The sequence below is a fragment of the Lactococcus sp. KTH0-1S genome, from assembly GCF_052544945.1.
This window is the reverse complement of sequence record NZ_CP195165.1, coordinates 2069564-2087702: the sequence shown is the minus strand read 5'-3', so window position 1 is coordinate 2087702 and position 18139 is coordinate 2069564. Positions and strand designations below refer to the sequence as shown.

18 protein-coding genes and 2 pseudogenes are annotated in these 18139 nt (G+C 33.5%); 14 read left to right on the top strand and 6 right to left on the bottom strand.

Annotated features, from left to right (window positions below; translation table 11 throughout):
* Nucleotides 1–49: 49 nt before the first annotated feature.
* On the bottom strand, nucleotides 50–670 hold the full coding sequence (locus ACRYLU_RS10200) for a L,D-transpeptidase (RefSeq protein ID WP_229049602.1): 621 nt from the start codon (nucleotides 668–670) through the stop codon (nucleotides 50–52).
* Nucleotides 671–1089: 419 nt separating this feature from the next.
* Entirely contained in the window at nucleotides 1090–1677 is a 588-nt protein-coding gene (locus ACRYLU_RS10195) for a helix-turn-helix domain-containing protein (protein WP_179884646.1), read from the bottom strand.
* Between the two features lie 256 nt (nucleotides 1678–1933).
* Between ACRYLU_RS10195 and ACRYLU_RS10190 the strand changes: the two genes are divergently transcribed.
* The 3 genes and pseudogenes from ACRYLU_RS10190 to ACRYLU_RS10180 all read left to right on the top strand — a co-directional run bounded on the left by ACRYLU_RS10190 (nucleotide 1934) and on the right by ACRYLU_RS10180 (nucleotide 3501).
* Nucleotides 1934–2131 carry a hypothetical protein gene (locus tag ACRYLU_RS10190; protein ID WP_445080957.1) on the top strand — a complete coding sequence of 66 codons (198 nt, stop codon included), beginning with the start codon at nucleotides 1934–1936 and terminating at the stop codon, nucleotides 2129–2131.
* Nucleotides 2132–2404: 273 nt separating this feature from the next.
* A pseudogene (locus tag ACRYLU_RS10185) lies at nucleotides 2405–2704 on the top strand (alpha/beta hydrolase); the annotation flags it as partial.
* A gap of 332 nt (nucleotides 2705–3036) precedes the next feature.
* Entirely contained in the window at nucleotides 3037–3501 is a 465-nt protein-coding gene (locus ACRYLU_RS10180) for a hypothetical protein (protein WP_058205019.1), read from the top strand.
* 256 nt (nucleotides 3502–3757) lie between these two features.
* Here the strand turns inward: ACRYLU_RS10180 and ACRYLU_RS10175 are convergent, their stop codons facing one another.
* Nucleotides 3758–4126, bottom strand: coding sequence for a rhodanese-like domain-containing protein (locus ACRYLU_RS10175; RefSeq protein WP_038602187.1), 369 nt, complete (start codon nucleotides 4124–4126; stop codon nucleotides 3758–3760).
* Nucleotides 4127–4130: 4 nt separating this feature from the next.
* Complete coding sequence (locus ACRYLU_RS10170) at nucleotides 4131–4652, bottom strand: MarR family winged helix-turn-helix transcriptional regulator (RefSeq protein ID WP_038602184.1); 522 nt, start codon at nucleotides 4650–4652, stop codon at nucleotides 4131–4133.
* 421 nt (nucleotides 4653–5073) lie between these two features.
* Here ACRYLU_RS10170 and ACRYLU_RS10165 point away from each other — a divergent pair, with 421 nt between their 5' ends.
* A complete protein-coding gene (locus tag ACRYLU_RS10165; protein ID WP_445080956.1) occupies nucleotides 5074–5895 on the top strand; it encodes a putative RNA methyltransferase in 822 nt (273 codons plus the stop codon).
* A 24-nt stretch (nucleotides 5896–5919) separates the two neighbouring features.
* Here the strand turns inward: ACRYLU_RS10165 and ACRYLU_RS10160 are convergent, their stop codons facing one another.
* Nucleotides 5920–6201, bottom strand: a complete 282-nt coding sequence (locus tag ACRYLU_RS10160) for a DUF3270 family protein (RefSeq protein ID WP_038602178.1) — start codon at nucleotides 6199–6201, stop codon at nucleotides 5920–5922.
* A 220-nt stretch (nucleotides 6202–6421) separates the two neighbouring features.
* Here ACRYLU_RS10160 and ACRYLU_RS10155 point away from each other — a divergent pair, with 220 nt between their 5' ends.
* The 6 genes from ACRYLU_RS10155 to ACRYLU_RS10130 all read left to right on the top strand — a co-directional run bounded on the left by ACRYLU_RS10155 (nucleotide 6422) and on the right by ACRYLU_RS10130 (nucleotide 12064).
* Nucleotides 6422–7345, top strand: coding sequence for a peptidase U32 family protein (locus tag ACRYLU_RS10155; RefSeq protein ID WP_004254664.1), 924 nt, complete (start codon nucleotides 6422–6424; stop codon nucleotides 7343–7345).
* Between the two features lie 298 nt (nucleotides 7346–7643).
* Nucleotides 7644–8018: a hypothetical protein gene (locus ACRYLU_RS10150; RefSeq protein WP_445080955.1), complete on the top strand. Its 375-nt coding sequence runs from the start codon at nucleotides 7644–7646 to the stop codon at nucleotides 8016–8018.
* A 13-nt stretch (nucleotides 8019–8031) separates the two neighbouring features.
* Entirely contained in the window at nucleotides 8032–8193 is a 162-nt protein-coding gene (locus tag ACRYLU_RS10145; RefSeq protein WP_015427104.1) for a hypothetical protein, read from the top strand.
* Nucleotides 8194–8470: 277 nt separating this feature from the next.
* The gene (locus tag ACRYLU_RS10140; protein WP_098394179.1) at nucleotides 8471–9763 is read left to right on the top strand and encodes a peptidase U32 family protein; all 1293 of its coding nucleotides are present in this window, start codon (nucleotides 8471–8473) and stop codon (nucleotides 9761–9763) included.
* Nucleotides 9764–9960: 197 nt separating this feature from the next.
* Nucleotides 9961–10938, top strand: coding sequence for a D-2-hydroxyacid dehydrogenase (locus tag ACRYLU_RS10135; protein WP_445080954.1), 978 nt, complete (start codon nucleotides 9961–9963; stop codon nucleotides 10936–10938).
* Nucleotides 10925–12064: a nicotinamide-nucleotide adenylyltransferase gene (locus tag ACRYLU_RS10130; RefSeq protein ID WP_058205015.1), complete on the top strand. Its 1140-nt coding sequence runs from the start codon at nucleotides 10925–10927 to the stop codon at nucleotides 12062–12064. The genes ACRYLU_RS10135 and ACRYLU_RS10130 overlap by 14 nt, the downstream gene beginning before the upstream one ends.
* A 67-nt stretch (nucleotides 12065–12131) precedes the next feature.
* On the opposite strand, the gene mgrA is transcribed toward ACRYLU_RS10130, so the two are convergent.
* Complete coding sequence (mgrA, locus tag ACRYLU_RS10125; RefSeq protein WP_445080953.1) at nucleotides 12132–13136, bottom strand: L-glyceraldehyde 3-phosphate reductase; 1005 nt, start codon at nucleotides 13134–13136, stop codon at nucleotides 12132–12134.
* 126 nt (nucleotides 13137–13262) lie between these two features.
* Here mgrA and ACRYLU_RS10120 point away from each other — a divergent pair.
* The 4 genes and pseudogenes from ACRYLU_RS10120 to ACRYLU_RS10105 form a co-directional block, all read left to right on the top strand.
* Nucleotides 13263–14000 (top strand): annotated as a pseudogene (locus ACRYLU_RS10120) (MurR/RpiR family transcriptional regulator); the annotation flags it as partial.
* A 278-nt stretch (nucleotides 14001–14278) separates the two neighbouring features.
* On the top strand, nucleotides 14279–15667 hold the full coding sequence (locus ACRYLU_RS10115) for a glycoside-pentoside-hexuronide (GPH):cation symporter (protein WP_195927830.1): 1389 nt from the start codon (nucleotides 14279–14281) through the stop codon (nucleotides 15665–15667).
* Between the two features lie 129 nt (nucleotides 15668–15796).
* Nucleotides 15797–16816 carry a galactose-1-epimerase gene (galM, locus tag ACRYLU_RS10110; protein WP_058205013.1) on the top strand — a complete coding sequence of 340 codons (1020 nt, stop codon included), beginning with the start codon at nucleotides 15797–15799 and terminating at the stop codon, nucleotides 16814–16816.
* Between the two features lie 26 nt (nucleotides 16817–16842).
* Entirely contained in the window at nucleotides 16843–18042 is a 1200-nt protein-coding gene (locus ACRYLU_RS10105) for a galactokinase (RefSeq protein ID WP_445080952.1), read from the top strand.
* Nucleotides 18043–18139: the final 97 nt, after the last annotated feature.

Here is an 18139-nt window from a genome sequence, read left to right as displayed (position 1 = left end):
TTCCTAAAATTTAGGGCATGTTTATATAGTAAACTCAACACTTCTTTTTTTATTGGTTGATAATTACTGGTGTACCTACTGGAAGAGCACCCGATAATGCCTGCTCATATAACCAATTACTATCAGACACTGATAAACGTACACATCCATGCGATGCAGGGGATTTCCCTAGCTTTTTAGCTTCAGAAACGATATAGTTCCCATTAGAATCAGTAGGAATGCTATGGAAAAGATAAACGCCGTGTTCTAACCAACTTACAGCATAGTTTGCTCCCTCCCCTTCTCCAGAATTATAGAAACTAGGGCTAGTTTCTGCTTGTATTGCAAAAGTGCCCGTAGGTGTGGTGTTATCCACGCCTGCCGAAGAATAAAAAGTATATATAGTTTTATTATTAGACTTCAGATAGGTTATATTTTTAGAAATACTCACCTCTAAAGACATATTAGAGAATTTAGTAAGGTCTGGATAGCTTCTCAATTCAGAAGAAAGCTTCCAGTATTCGTTCTTCTTCTCCCTCATTTTTGGAGTTGTATTTTTCTTTTTAGCTTGCATTTTTCCTGCAGTTGATTTTTCTGTTTTTGAACTATTCGGAGCAACTGTAGTACTTGAACAACTTGATAATGAAAATATAGCAAGAGCCATACAACCCACAGTAATAATTTTCTTCAAAGCTTCTCCTTACCAGATTTTAGTGACTGGAAACACATAGATTTACGAATTCACGCGCCTAGGCGCTTTTGTTTTTAAAACATCAAGTATTGAATATAAACAAATAATAGATTACAACCATAGCAATAGTCATAATAAGGTAAATTAACTTTCCAAATATATTATTAGCATTAATGGAAATCCCTGTCTTATAAGTACCATCTTTCAAAACTATCTTTAGATCATCTCTCACTATGATAGATTTACTATCTCTTTGATATTATTAGATCCCGTTTAGTATATTTTTTCATAATTATTCCTCCCCCACTAACTCAAACCAGCACACTTCATACAGCAACGCACGCGCCTCGTCATAAGCGTTGTGATGACAGCCGTAAAAGTTTAAATAACAATAAATTATCCTCTATAAAATATCTATATTAATCGTGAATATCTTCATCATTCATCTCTTTGTAGTTTTTTTCTTTTATACTTCTTATAGAGTCCTGTAAAAGCCCATTTATTTCTCCAATATTTATATTTAGATAATCAACTAACTCTGAATAACTGAAGTTTGTTTGGATTCTACCGTTTATTTTTTTGGTGCTAATAGTATAAGAGAGATCCATGAGTCTATTTAATAAAACATAGAATATACTTAGTTCAGAATTTCTTTTATCAGTTTCTGTAATAGTTGAAAGATTTTTAAATATTAGTTGAACAATTCCAATCATTTGAACTAATTCAAAATTATCATTTAATTTTTCTTTAGCGATTAGTTTATTTATTTCATCAAATACATATCCTCTTTCATTTAATAAAAATTTATAATTTTTGTCTCGTCCCAGTAAATAATCTACAGAGACATTAAAATAATCGGCAATTAGTGCAAGTTTATCAGCGTTAGGAGTTTTTGAATATCTTAAATTGTAAATGTAATTTTCGCCAAATTTCAAATCAGAAGATACTTTTTTTAAAGAAACTTTTTGAGAATCGGCAAGTTCTTTTATTCTATCAAACACAGTCATTTTAAGGTTTCTCACACCTAAAGTACCTTTAAAAGTTTTTTAAATTGACAAACAGCACTTTTAAAGGTACGATAGTTTTCAGTTAAGATATTTAATACAAAAAGCAAAAATATACTTTTACTAGCTCCCAATTAAGTTTATGAAGTTGTTTATTGCTCTTTTAATTATACTTACATTGTACTTTATAAAGTGTTTTAGCGCAAACATTTAACACTTAAAGCACAAAATAACATTAAAACAAAAAAAGAAGGTAAAAATGCCACTATTAACACCAGAAATGAAAAAAGCCTTGCTACGAGGTCAGGCTGACAAGTTAATGACAAAAAAAGACCTTGCTAAGGTTTTGTCAGTAACTGAAAAGACAGCTCAAAGCATTACCAAAGATAATGAACCGCAAGAAGTGAAAAATAAAGTGTTTAATACGGTTGGGTCTGCCATCGCTGAAAACTATTAACTGTACATGAGTGCTATAAAGAGGACAAAATTAAAGTAAAAGAACTTAAAGAAGTCATCAAGAGTTTTCCTGATGATATGGAGATTTTAGCAGGAGAAGAAGGATTAATCGACGTCAGTTGTAATTATCAAAGAGACTTTGGCATGGACAGATGCTTTTGACAACTTATGAAATACACTGGTAAAACTCCTGAAGAATTTGAAGAAGACTATCTTTATATTGAATTAGGAGGGGTTTAGTTATGGAACTAGTCACAGGACACCATATAATTATCTTGATTCAAATGCCAACCCTTATCTCAATAGTTCTTCGTTAACCGAAACGGATATGGTAAGTCGTATGATAAATAAAAAAGGGAAAATCCCTCATCGCTTGAGAATGATCTCAATTGCAGGAAAATATAAGAATAACTGCGATGGAGTTGTTCCTCTCACTAGTGCACTTTCAAGTAGTAAAATTTACAATAATGTTTCCAGCTACCACGAGAAAATATTTGATGGAATAAATACTCAGCACAATCAGTTAACAGAAAACGAAGAAATTATTAAATATTTTGTTCATCAATTATATTAACCATCCCCGTAACTTTTTACAGGGAGATCACACATATAGATCTCGTCTTGCGTGAAAAACCAATTTTTGAAAATTTTTATATAGGGGGGCAAAACACTAAAATGTCATTTTAATCTCGGTTGTAGGCAAAAAGGGGAGAATCACTTCCCTTTATTGCGTATTTTTAGAGTAATTTAGAACACTTAGCTACTAATTATTGAACACTTTTAACAAATGGTTAGGTAAGTAATATAAGTATTGATTCATAATTTTGGTTTTCTTAGTATTATTAGTATATAATTTAGTTAGAAAGTTAAAATAATTATTCAAAAAATATTTATAGAGGAAATAAAGTGTTAAAAAAAGTTATCCATCATCCGGAAACTATTGGCTTAGTAATTATGGCTACAATGGTTTTTTTTATGTCAAATTATAATATGCTTTGGAGATTTGGTATTTATAACTATAGTGTAAAAAAGGAATTATTCATATTTCCTGTTATTTTGATTGCAGTTTATATTGTAAAAAAAATATTTTCAGTCCCAGTTGTTAGATTACTTCATAATAAATCTCAGTGGTTATCTAATATTTCTAAAGATATCAGTTTCCCACTTCTTGTCATCATTTTCAATAGCACAATAATAATGGCTATTTCAACTTATTTAACACATAACTACATTGAAAATCACTTTTTCATAAGTTACTTAATAAATTGGTCTCGCTCAGCTATTGTAGCTATCCCTTTATTCTTTTTTGTGGTTCAACCCTTGATACATCATTTATTTAATTGGCTAAAATCACATCATAAGTTTCAATAAAATTTTTACTTAAAAAATGCATCGATAATGATGCTTTTTTAATAACAAATTTAAATATTAGGAGAGTAACACTTAACAAAAATTAAAAGCCGTATATCGTTGATATACAGCCCCTTGCCTGACAATAGTTTACTTTTTTATTATGAGTTCGCTTGATTCTGGTGGGTAGCCAAAAACACTTATTGAATGTAATTATTTATTATAAAAAAAGAAAAAAGCTCACAGCTACCAAACTGTGGGCTTATCAATTAAGAGGTTATAGCTCAATGTTTTCTACTGGTAAATTCATGCCTTTCCATCCCTCTAAAGCACAACTTAACTCAAAAGCTTCAAATCCTGCACTTAAAAGAGCGAATAGCGCCACTTTTCCTAAGGTTGTTCCTGCAGTCCAATCATAAACAACATATACTTTATTTTGATCAAGTTCATTAATACGGGCTTTTAGGTCTTTAGCAGGAATGGCTAATGCCCCTTTTATTTGGTCTTTTTTGATTTGGTTTGGTGCATTACGAACATCTAAAATAACATATTTAGAATCTGAATCATTCATCGAATCCATAATTACATCATGGTTAATATATAGACTAAGGTAATTTTTTAAAAATTCTATTTTTTCAGTTTGCATTTATTTATTCCATTTCTTTTTTTAGTTTATTTGTGCCTTGATTTAATTTCTCAAGTAGTCTAGTTAAAGTAGATATGTCTTCAGATTCTAAAAAGCTAAAAATTGTTTCTACTGCTCTAAAATTTGAAGGGACAAAATTATCCAATACCTCAAGTCCATAATCCGTAATTTTAAAATATACTGACCTTTTATCAATAACTGAGGAAGTTTTTTCAACTAACTTGTTTTTTTCCATAGCTTTTAGTAGCTTACTAACAGTAGGGCGAGAAGCTCCAAGCTTTTCTGATATTTCTGATGGAAGTAGCATATTACCCTTCGCTCTTTTCAAAAACATTAAAATAATAAATCTTGATTCGGTTAATGAAAATCGTTGCAAAAGATTATCATACTGTTTTTGCATCTCTCTATATGACCATTGAAAATCTAAAAAAGCTAATGCTAAATTTTCATCGGTTTGATAAAATTCTTCCGCCGTCGCCTTTATTCTTTCGTAGTTAGGTCGATCTATAAATTTATAACTTTCCACGTTCACCTCTTATTTAATTTGCTAGCAAACTAATTTTATGTCATTAGCTTTCTTTTGTCAACTTTATTGCATTAAATGACAATCTTCCCTTTTTTAGACTGACATATACAAAAAAATAGCTTAAACACATTTTGAAAAATCAGAATCGCTCAACTGTGGGAATAGCAAAAAGACTTTATTACGAGTTCTTAAAAAAAGAAAAAATAAAAAAGCTATATATCCCAGATATACAGCCCCTTGCCTGACAAAAATTTATTCTTTTTTATCGCTTTTTACTACGTTCGTATTTTTTTACGTCTTTTACTCCGTTTAAAATGTTGTATATTGTGCTAGTTTAGGTCGTGTTATAGTGCATGTTTGTATAAAATGAGATTATTAGTCTCTATTTGTATCTACTGAGCTGATATGATAAAGTAGAACTATGTTAAAAAAAATTGAAAAAGCATATTTACTTTTAGAAGAAAATGTAGAAATGTTGAGATGTCCAATTTGTCATGGTAAATTTCAATTGGCAGCCTATGCCTTAAAATGTGAAAATAATCATACTTATAATTTAAACAAGAAAGGTTATGTTAATTTTTTACAAACAAAAGCTGACACAGAGCATTATACACGTAAAATGTTTGAACCACGTAGACGCTTAATTCAAGCAGGGATGTATCAAAATTTACTGACAGAAATTCAAAAATCATTTGTCAGTGGAAATTTACTTGATGTTGGAACAGGTGAAGGTTCATTTTTAAAACTCATAGAGGGTGCGGGGGCGAAGTTTGCTTTTGATATTGCTAAAGATGGAATTGAAATGGCAACCGAATTAGATACGAAAAGTTTTCTGTCCTTAGCTGATTTAACTAATCTCCCTTTTGCTGACGAAAGTCTGTCAGTAATTTTGAATATTTTTACGCCTTCAAATTATGCAGAATTTCATCGAGTTCTGACAGAAAATGGCCGGGTCATTAAAATTATTCCTGACAGAAATTATTTACGTGAGTTGCGAGAAATTTATCAACTTCCAGTTGATTATGATAATCAAGCAGTTATTGAGCGTTTTAAAGAAGAATTTCCTGAGAATACTCAACAAACAATTGATTATACTTTTGAAATTCCAGAAAATTTGCGTCAAGATTTCTTATTGATGAGTCCATTAGAATGGTCAGTTTCTGAGGAAAGAAAAAAATTTGCAAAGGAAAATCCGCCAAAAACAGCAAGAATTCATGTGCAAATTTTAATTGGAATAAAATAAAAAAAGCTGTCTATTAGACAGTTTTTATTTCATCATAAATTTAATCGCTTTAGCAATTCCTTTTTTCACGGAAATATAAAGAGCAAGCGAGAGAACAATAGAAACTGGAATAGCAATCCAGCTTGCCAATAAACTCACCAAAATGTAAGTAGTAAAAACAAGAAAAATTGAGAAAACAGCAATATTAGTGAAGAAGCTTAATTCTTCAATTCTTTTGTTGACTTGTCTTTGTTCAAAACTTTTACTTTCGTTATAATCGACATATTCTTGCTTCTCATAAAAATCTTTTAAATTCTTTAATTCCATAATTTTCTAGCACTTTCCTATATTATGTAATCAATTATAGTATAAAAAGCAAAGGTTTACGTTACCTGGAATTTAAGTGCATTACCATTTAGTTTCATTTGGGTTAAAATAAAATTAAGCTATGCTTTTTTATGAATAAATATCATTTTGAGCAGCAAATTTTAGTAAGAGGATGAATTAGAAAAAACGTGTAAGAGAACAATATGATATAATTATCACTATGATTACTATTACTTCTACGGCAGAAAGCCTAGAGCAAGCTAAAGCATTGCTCGAAGCTGGAGTTGACCGTTTATACATTGGTGAAAAAAATTATGGTTTACGCGTACCAACTGCCTTAACCAACGAAGAGATTCAAAAAATTACAGAACTTGCACATGATGCAGGAAAGACAGTGACTGTCGCGGTCAATGCTCTGATGCATACAGAGATGATGGCAAAAATAAAAGATTTTTTAGATTTCTTAGTTGAAATTAAAGCTGACCGAATTGCAGTAGGCGATGCGGGTGTGATTTTTGTTTTGCAACGTGATAAATATGAGTTACCATTTACTTATGATGCCTCAACCATGGTTGCTTCTGCCCGTCAAGTTAATTTTTGGGCCAAACAAGGGGCAATTGAAGCTGTTCTTGCACGTGAATTGCCAAAAGAAGAACTTGCTGATATGACCGATGAATTAGCTGTACCAGGCGAAATTTTAGTTTATGGTGCAACGGTGATTCATCATAGTAAACGTCCATTGGTGCAAAACTATTATAATTTCATCAAGACTGAGGAAAAAGGCAAAGACAGAGAAAGAAATCTTTTTGTCTCTGAACCTAAGAAAGTTGATACACATTATTCAATCTTTGAAGATAATCACGGGACGCATATTTTTGCTAATGATGATTTAGATATGATGACAGAACTTTCAGATTTAGTAGCAATGGGTTATGACCATTGGAAATTGGATGGAATTTTTACTCGTGGTGAAGATTTTGTAGCGATAAGCAAACTTTTTGTAGAAGCTAAAAAGCTGATTGAAGCAGGCGAATTTACAGAACTTAAGGCTTTCCAACTAGATGAAGAAATCCGAAAAATACATCCAGCAGGACGGACATTATCACACGGTTTCTATGATTTGGATAAAGATGCCATTAAATAAAAAAAGAAAGTTATCGATTTATCGATAACTTTTTGTAATCTTTTATAACCTTTCGGCAATGAAAAAACAAATTATTTGTAAAATTAACGATAAAATATTATAGTGTCCTTGTAGATAAAAACAAGTGAAAAGTTACGAATAAACAAGCAAACTTTCACTCAAATGAAAGATTCAAATTTTTAGAAAGGAGATAAAATTATGGAAAAGTCGCCGCCATAGCTAGGTGATTATTTGAATGCCGAGCTCTTAATTAGTTTCTTATTTTATTAAGAAATGAGAAAGGTAAAAGGACTATGACATGAAAAAGATTCTGATATTTATTACAATGTGTTTATCGTTAATTATTTTTGGACTAATAGGTGGTCCAAAAGTTAAAGCAACAACTTATCATCAAGGGGTAAATAAAGTGGTGATGGTAAGTAAAAATAAATATTCTCAAACAACAAGAATATACGTTTCCAAAGATAGGGCAAATCAAATGATATCTTCGGGTTTAATATATAGTGGTTTTGTAATACCCGGAGTAGGAACTATTGGGAAATTTATGTTAAGTCTAGCTGGGGTATGGACTAAAGTACCGGGAGGATTTTTTTTTACTTGCACGACATATTACCCTTCTATTTTGACAGGTGGCAAGATTTCTTCTGTTTATAGCGGATATAAATGGCAATAAGGAGGAAAAACTAATGATTAATTTTAAAAAATATTTCTTTCCAATTATTATGGTTATTGTCTGGCTTATTGTTCTTTTTTCTAATCCAGGAATAGTAGGAAAAATTGTCCTTACACTTTTATTGATTGTTGGAGCCATTATCACAGGGCTCATTAACAAAAATTATAACAAATGAACTCAAAATGGAAGGCCACTCTGGATATTCAGAGTGACCTTTTTATTATTTACTCAAAAAAATATCAATAATTCTGTCAGTAAAAATGAGAGATAAGCAACATAATGTCAAAGAACTTTGTCACATTTGAAGGTTTAAATTTGGCAAGAAATCCTGTAAAATAAAGAAACAAAGAAGTTTTGGCTCGCAAATTTACTGACAATAAATTTGACTAAGATTTTTTCTTTTTGGAGCCTTTTCAAAATACTTACAATCTTGAAAATTGGAGAATTGAAACATGTCAATTACAAAAACACGTCCAGAGGTTCTTGCACCAGCAGGAACACTCGAAAAACTAAAAGTCGCTATTGATTATGGCGCAGACGCAGTGTATATTGGTGGACAAGCCTATGGCTTACGTTCACGTGCAGGTAATTTTACCTTTGAAGAAATGGCTGAAGGGGTCGCTTATGCAAGTGCTCACAATGCTAAAGTTTATGTAGCAGCCAATATGGTGACACATGAAGGAAATGAAAAAGGGGCGGGCGAATGGTTCCGTAAATTACGTGATTTAGGAATTTCAGCGGTTATCGTTTCTGACCCTGCTTTGATTGCCATCTGCGCTGCTGAAGCACCAGGTTTGGCCATTCACTTGTCAACACAAGCGTCTGCCACTAACTATGAAACTTTAGAATTCTGGAAAAATTTAGGACTTGAACGCGTTGTTTTAGCGCGTGAAGTTTCTGTAGAAGAATTAAGAGCAATTCGTCAACATACTGATGTTGAAATTGAAGCTTTTGTTCACGGAGCCATGTGTATTTCGTACTCAGGACGTTGTGTCTTGTCAAATTATATGAGTATGCGTGATGCTAACCGCGGGGGATGTTCACAATCTTGCCGTTGGAAATATGATTTATATGATATGCCATTTGCTGGCGAGAGAAAATCGATTACTGGTGAAGTCACTGAAGAATTTTCAATGTCAGCCGTTGATATGTCAATGATTGAACATATTCCTGATATGATTGAAAATGGAGTTAATTCCCTCAAAATCGAAGGAAGAATGAAATCAATTCACTACGTTTCAACAGTTTCTAACGTTTATAAAGCAGCTATTGATGCCTATTTGGAATCACCAGAACGTTTTCAAGAAATAAAACCAGCCTTAGTTGATGAATTATGGAAAGTAGCTCAACGTGAATTAGACACTGGCTTTTATTATGGAACACCTGATGAAAATAAGCAACTCTTTGGGGCTCGTCGTAAAATTCCTGAGTACAAATTCGTCGGAGAAGTTGTTGACTTTGATGCTGAAACAATGGTAGCTACAATTCGTCAAAGAAATGTTATTACAGAAGGTGACCAAATTGAATTTTATGGCCCAGGATTCCGCCACGTGGAAACAATGGTCAAAAATCTTCGTTTGGCAGAAACAGATGAACATATTGACCGTGCACCAAACCCAATGACCCTTTTACATATTGATGTTCCTTTTGCGGTTAAAGCAGGGGATATGATTCGTAAAAACGGCTCAGGTTTGATTAATCTTTATGATAAAAAAACAGGTCTTGCTAAAACAGTACGAGCTTAATAAAAATAAAAAGAGAATTTTTGCTGAAATTCTCTTTTATGTCATTTTAGAACTGATAATTTCAGAATTGTCAAACTTCTATTTTTTATAAAATTAAGGCAAAGTGCTATAATCAAAGAAAGAAGATAAAGAAAACAAGGCTTGACTTTATTCTCTTTAAGTAGTCTTTAAAATTCATTTTATACAAAGGAGTCCCAATGATAAAAGCAATTGCCTTAGAAAATGTTTGGTTAAATTTTTCAGATGAAACAAAAGCGGCTTTCAAGAAAAATAAAGCTTACCAGTTTCAATTTAAAAAAGAAGAAGAGCTGACAGAATCAGATTTTATGGAAACAGAAGTATTAGTTGGTCTGCCAAAGCCTGATTTATTAGCAAAATATAAAAATTTAAAATGGCTCCAACTTTTATCAGCTGGAACCAATGGTTATACTCAAGGAGCAAATTTTCCTCAAGAGGTAGTTTTGACAAATGCAACAGGAACTTATGGACTTACGATTTCTGAGCATTTACTAACAATGGCTTTCGTTCTTCTAAGAAAATTTGACCTTTATCAAAAACAACAAGAAAAAGAAATCTGGGAAAATATTGGTCAGATTCAATCTATTTATGGCTCAACAGTATTGGTTCATGGTTTAGGTGATATTGGAAGTCACTTTGCACAAAAGATTCAAGCTTTGGGAGGTCATGTCATTGCAGTCAAACGAACTGTTTATGGTGATGAAGAATTTGCTGATGAAGTCTATGCCGAAACTGACCTAGACAAAGTTTTACCAAGAGCTGATATTATTGCTTCAAGTGTCCCTGGGACCCATGAAACTTATAAATTATTTAATCAAGAAAAATTTGATTTAATGAAAGAAAATGCTATTTTCCTAAATGTTGGTCGGGGAACAAATGTTGATTTAGAAGCCTTGTGTGATGCTCTTGAGTCTAAAAAAATTGCTGGGGCAGGAATTGATGTGACCGACCCAGAACCATTGCCTAAAGGTCACCGGGCTTGGCATACAGAAAGACTATTAATCACTCCTCATGCTTCTGGCGGTTATACTCTTCCTGAAACATGGCGTCGCTTTATGAAAATATTGGAAAAAAATTTCGATGCCTATGCAAATGGTAAGGAATTGACGAATATTGTTGATATGAAAACAGGATATAAACGAAATGCTCACAAATAATATTTCAAAATCAAAATTAAGTGGAAAAAATATCGGTATTTATTTTGGAACTTTTGCTCCTCTGCATACGGGGCATCAGCAACAAATCTATAAATGTGCAAGTTTGAATGACGGGGTCTTACTTGTCGTTTCCGGTTATGATAATGACCGTGGTGCCCAAATTGGCCTACCTCTTGAGAAACGATTCCGTTATTTACGAGAAGCTTTTAATGATGAAGAAAATATTAAAGTTTCGATGCTTAATGAAAATGATTTACCAGAAATGCCTAATGGTTGGGACGAATGGGCAAATCGTTTATTTGAATTGATTCATCATAATACATTGGAGAGAGATTTATCAGTCACTTTTTATGTCGGCGAATTAGAATACGCAGCAGAACTGAATAAACGATTTCCAGCTGACGGGAATCAATATGCTGTTGAAATTGCTGACAGACATGATATTTCACTATCAGCTACACAAATTAGAGAAAATCCGCAAGAACACTGGACTCACATTAATCGCGTCTTTAGAAGGCATTTTTCGAAAGTTGTAACCGTCATGGGTTCAGCTTCAACAGGTAAATCAACCCTTGTTCGCCGTTTGGCACGTTCCATCAATGCTCCGTTTTCAGAAGAATACGCTAGAGAATATGAAGAAGCTTTTAATATTGATGATGATGAGTTGAAAATGGATGATTATGCTCGAATGATTACAGGCCAATATGATGCAAATTCTCGCGAAGTCAATTCTCCTGCCAACCAAGGAATTGTCTTTTTAGATACTGATGCCATTGTGACCAGAGTGTACGCTAAATTATACTTACCTAGAGAAGATTTCGAACAGCTTGAACCTCTATTCAAGAAAACAATTGCCGATGAACGAATGGATTTAATTTTAGTCATTCCACCAATTACAGAATATATTGATGACGGCTTTCGTCATATGGAATGGGAAGAATCGCGTCATGAATTTCATGAAGAATTGATGCGTCAATTAGCTGAGTTTGGTTTAATGGATAAAGTTGTTATTTTAGATGACGAAGGAGATCACCGTGATCAGGAAGGATATTTAACACGTTATCATCATGCAATTGATGCTGTTCACGAATATACTGGTGTAAAAATTGACCGATTGAGCTATTAATTTTACTGACAGCTTTATTTAGAAAATAAAAAGTTACTGACAGATTTGTCAGTAACTTTTTTGTTCTTTATAAGAGCTTTTCAATCTTAATTAATTCTTCGTCAGTAAATTTCAAATGTTCTAAAGCTGCCACATTTTCAATGATTTGTTGCGGACGGCTTGCGCCAATTAAAGCAGAAGTGACGGCTTGAACCTTGTCATCTCTTTCTCGTAAAACCCAAGCCAAGGCCATTTGAGCTAAAGATTGTCCACGACTTTGAGCCAAATCATTAAGCGCTTGGACTTGTTCCAATCTTTCTTTCGTAAGACTGTCATCGTGTAAAGTTGCATAATGAGGATCACGCATTCGCGAATCTTCAGGAATACCATGTAAATATTTTCCGGTTAAGAGTCCTTGATACAAAGGTTTAAAGGCGATTGTTCCTATCCCCGCCTCCGTCAAAGTTTCTTGCAAATCATCTTCAATCCATCGATCTAGCATTGAATAACGAGGTTGATGAATCAAGAATTTAAAGCCTAATTTTTCAGCCGCTAAGACCGCAGCTTCGGTTTCTTTGGCGGAATAATTGGACAAACCTACATAAAGTGCTTTTCCGCTATCCAGAGCGCTCTTTAAAGCCCCCATTGTTTCTTCAATCGGTGTATTTGGGTCAGGACGATGTGAATAAAAAATATCAACATAGTCAAGTCCCAAACGCTCCAAAGATTGATCAAGACTAGCCAGCAAACTTTTTTTGCTGCCCCAGTTTCCATAGGGTCCAGGCCACATTGGATAACCAGCTTTAGTTGAGATAATTAACTCATCACGTAGTTTTTGGAAATCTTCTTTCAAAATACGACCAAAATTACGTTCTGCTGAACCGGGTTCTGGCCCATAATTATTGGCCAAATCAAAATGAGTAATTCCTAAATCAAATGCCATATGAATCATGTCCCTCGCATTTTCAAAGTCATCTACCGAACCAAAATTATGCCAGAGTCCTAATGAAAGGGCAGGCAATAATAAACCAGAATTTCCAGCTGGGCGATAAATCATGTGGTCATAACGAGTGGGATTGGGAATATAAGTCATTACTTTCTCCTTAAAAATAGAAATATAAAACGATTTCAGGGAATTATAGCAAATGTAAGCGTCAAATGTTATAATTTTAGGATAGAAAACATTTTTTGATAACAACAAGCGAATCAATGGAGTAAAAATATGTCCAATTTAACCAATGCTGAATCCTATACTTGGCAAATTATCCAAGAAAACTATGAGAAAATTCCACAATTATCAATTTCAGAATTGGCAGAATTGGCTCATGTTTCTCTCTCAACTGTCAATCGAACAGTAAGAAAAAAAGGTTTTGAAGGTTATGGTGAATTTAGATATTCGATTCGTGAGAAAAAACTTCCTGAAATCAATGGTTTTTCCAAAGAAGTCTTGGGGGCTATTGCTAAAAATCAAGAAGAACTTTTGAAAACAATAGAAAATATCTCTGCTGAAGAAATTGAAAAAGCTGTGGAGTTAATTCAAGAATCAGAGGAAATCTTAATTTTTTCACGAGGCTTATCAACAAACGTTGCTGACGAACTGATGAAAAAGTTGCAACTTTTCCGTAAGCCCGTCAGTTTGCATGATGATTCAAAATACATGGCTTACTATGCCCGTTTTGTTAATGAAAAAAGCCTAATCATCGTTTTATCACTTTCAGGAGAAACAGTAGAAATTTTAAATGCTCTAAATATTGCCAAAGGACAAAATCCCAAAATATTATCCTTAACTGTTAATGCTAATACCAGTCTGACCAATCTTTCGGATATAAGTTTGATTGGTTACAAGAGTAGTCTTGAGGTGAATTATTTTGATTTAGATGTTCATAGTAGACTCTCATTATCCATTTTATCAAGAGTTCTAATTGATGCTTACTCCATTTATACTTTAAAACAATAAAGCTTCGATATCAAGTCATATCGAGCTTTTTTTTATAAAAAGAGCAAAATAGAAAGGGTTTCCAAAAGATAAGCTGAAATTGGAAACCCTTTCTTAAACCAAAGTGTTATACTCTAAATGTGAGCGATTTCAAAATGAAATTGAAGACTGTTTCGCTTTTAAAAACTTATCTAAAATAAAAGTTTTCCCAACCAAGGATTACTCGTTTCAAAAGGCAAAACAGTAGCTTTGTAGATTTACTTATGAATTAAGTAGATTTAGTATAAAGGAGGATTCCCATGAAAGAGGGAAAAATGAAACAACGTTTATCGTACGCTTTTGGTGCATTAGGACATGATGTTTACTATTATTCAATTAGTACATTCTTCATCGCCTTTGTAACGGCACAAATGTTTGCTGGAACACCACATGAGGATGCGATGATTGCTTTAGTCACTGGTTTAGTCGTTATTATTCGTTTAATCGAAATTGTTTTTGACCCAATCATTGGTTCAATTATTGATAATACCCACACAAGATGGGGAAAATTTAAACCTTGGTTGGTTGTTGGTGGGATTGTGTCATCTTTGATGATTATGCTCATGTTTTCAGACTTCTTCGGACTAGCAAAAAGTGATAATCGTACATTATTTGCCATTGTCTTCATCATTGCCTTTATTATTCTTGACGCCTTTTATTCATTCAAAGATATTGCCTTCTGGTCAATGATTCCAGCCCTATCAGAAAAAAATTCTGAACGTGAAACGCTTGGAACTTTCGCCCGTTTTGGCTCAGCAATTGGTGCGCAAGGGGCAACTATTTTAGCGATTCCAATTACAATTTTCTTTACTAAAGGTGGACATGCTCAAGGAGCAAGAGGATTCTTTGCTTTTGGTGTTATTGCCGCTTTGGTCCAAGGAATTTCGGCTTTGGTAACCGCTTGGGGAACCAAAGAACAAAAATCAGTTATTCGTCAAGAAGGAACCAAAACAAATACATTGGATGTATTTAAAGCGCTCCTAAAAAATGACCAATTAATGTGGTTGTCACTTTCATATATTTTATTTGCCATTGCTTATGTGGCAACAACAGCAACTTTGATTTTGAACTTTACTTTTGTTATTGGAAATGCTAGTCTTTATTCAATTACAGGAATTGTCGGATTCATTGGTTCAATCATTCTCGTTCCAATGTTTCCGATTTTAGCTAAAAAATTTGGACGACGCAAAGTTTTGACTGGAGCAATCATTTCAATGCTTCTTGGTTATCTCTTGTTCGTTTTAGGAAGTTCAGTAGCAATGACTGTTGCTGGATTAATCTTCTTAACTGCGCCATATCAACTTGTTTTCTTGTCAGTATTAATGACAATTACTGACTCGGTAGAATATGGTCAATGGAAAAATGGAGTACGTAATGAAGCCGTAACGCTTGCCATGCGTCCATTGCTTGATAAAATTGCCGGTGCTTTCTCAAATGGTATCTATGGATTTGTGGCAATTTCAGCAGGAATGACAGGTTCAAAATATATCGCTGGTCACACTTACGGTGTGGCAACATTTAAACTCTACTCATTTGTAGTTCCAGCCATTTTGATGATTATCGCTTTAGCAGTTTATTTATTCAAAGTTAAATTGACTGAAAAACGTCACGAAGAAATTGTTGCAGAACTCGAAGAACGTTTAAAATAGGTAAATAATTTACTGACAGCTTTTGTAAGATAGAAAATAAAAAGATGAAATTCGTTTAATCTGTCATCAGTAAATCTGTCAGTAGAATTTTTAAAATTTGATTAAAGGTCATTATAGTTAGGAAATATCATGGAAATTAAAATAAGAGATTTTGGCTTAGGAAGTGACTTAATTAGTCTAACCAATAAAGCAGGTGTCACAATTTCTTTTACAAATCTGGGCGCTCGGATTGTTGACTGGCAAAAAGACGGAAAGCATCTGATTTTAGGCTTTGATTCAGCTAAAGAATATTTAGAAAAAGATGCCTATCCTGGTGCAACAGTTGGACCCACAGCAGGAAGAATTAAGGATGGTTTGGTCAAAATTTCTGGGAAAGATTATATCTTAAATCAAAATGAAGGCCCTCAAACCTTACATGGTGGGGAAGAAAGCATTCATACTAAACTTTGGTCATATGAAGTTACCGATTTAGGAGCTGAAGTTCAAGTCAAATTTTCCTTCGTTTCCAATGACGGAACAAATGGATATCCTGGTAAAATAGAAATGTCAGTAACTCATTCTTTTGATGATGACAATAAGTGGAAAATTAATTATGAGGCCATTTCTGATAAAGACACTGTATTTAATCCAACTGGGCATGTCTACTTTAATTTGAATGGTGATGCTAGTGAATCTGTTGAAAATCATGAACTTCAACTGGCTGCTTCAAGATTTGTTCCTTTAAAAGACCAAACAGAAATTGTTCGTGGTGATATCGTTGATATAAAAAATACTGACTTGGATTTCCGTCAGGAAAAACAATTATCAAATGCCCTCAATTCTAATATGGAACAAGTTCAATTAGTTAAAGGAATTGACCATCCTTTCTTGTTAGACCAGTTAGGACTTGATAAAGAACAAGCTTGTTTAACACTTGATGATACTTCAATTTCAGTCTTTACTGACCAACCAAGTATTGTGATATTTACAGCAAATTTTGGTGATTTAGGAACTCTTTATCATGGGAAAAAGCAAGTGCATCATGGTGGAATTACTTTTGAATGTCAAGTATCACCTGGGTCTGAGCAAATTCCAGAGCTTGGAGATATCAGCCTAAAAGCGGGAGAAAAATATCAAGCAACCACAATTTATAGCTTGCACACAAAATAAAGAAATAAATTTAGAGGAGAGAAGAAATGTCTATAGTTGTAGAAAATAGTACTGTATTATCAGCATTAACAGAAAAATTTGCAGAAGTTTTTGGAGATACAAAAGAAGTTGAATACTTTTTTAGCCCAGGACGAATTAATTTGATTGGTGAACATACCGATTACAATGGAGGATATGTTTTCCCGGCATCAATCACAATTGGAACAACAGGACTAGCTCGTCTGAGAGAAGATAAAAAAGTCAAACTTTACTCAGAAAATTTTCCTAAATTAGGCGTCATCGAATTTGATTTAGATGAAGTTGAAAAGAAAGATGGTGAGCTTTGGTCTAATTATGTTAAGGGAATGATGGTCATGCTTAAAGGAGCAGGATATGAAATTGACAAAGGTTTTGAATTGTTGATAAAAGGAGAAATTCCTACAGCATCTGGCCTTTCATCATCAGCATCACTTGAGCTTTTAGTCGGCGTTGTTTTGGATGATTTATTTAACTTAAATGTTCCACGTCTTGAATTGGTTCAATTAGGACAAAAAACAGAAAATGATTATATTGGTGTTAATTCTGGAATTTTAGACCAATTCGCTATTGGTTTTGGTGAAGTCAAAAAAGCAATCCTATTGGACTGTAACACTCTAAAATATGAGATGGTTCCTGTTGAACTTCGTGATTATGATATTGTTATCATGAATACTAACAAACCGCGGGCTTTGACAGAATCAAAATACAACGAACGTTTTGCTGAAACACGTGAAGCGCTCAAAAGAATGCAAACGAGATTGGACATTCAATCACTTGGAGATTTATCAAATGAAGAATTTGATGCCAATACTGGTTTGATTGGGGATGAAACATTAATTAAACGTGCACGTCATGCCGTTTATGAAAATAATCGAACTAAAATTGCCCAAAAAGCATTTGTTGCAGGTAATTTGACAAAATTTGGAGAACTCCTTAATGCTTCACATGCTTCTTTGAAAGATGATTATGAAGTCACAGGACTTGAACTTGATACCTTAGCAGAAACTGCTCAAAAACAAGCCGGTGTCTTGGGGGCCAGAATGACTGGAGCCGGATTTGGCGGTTGTGCAATTGCTCTTGTTGCTCATGACAATGTTTCAGCCTTTGAAAAAGCTGTCGGCCAAGTTTACGAAGAAGTTGTCGGTTATCCAGCAAGCTTTTATGTCGCTCAAATTGGTTCTGGTTCAACAAAGTTGGATGTTGAATAAATCAAATAAAATTAAAAAACTTTTATGAGTGATTTAAGTGAGTGAACATTAAATTAGTGATAGCAAATTCAAGCACTCAAAACTAAGTGCTTGAATT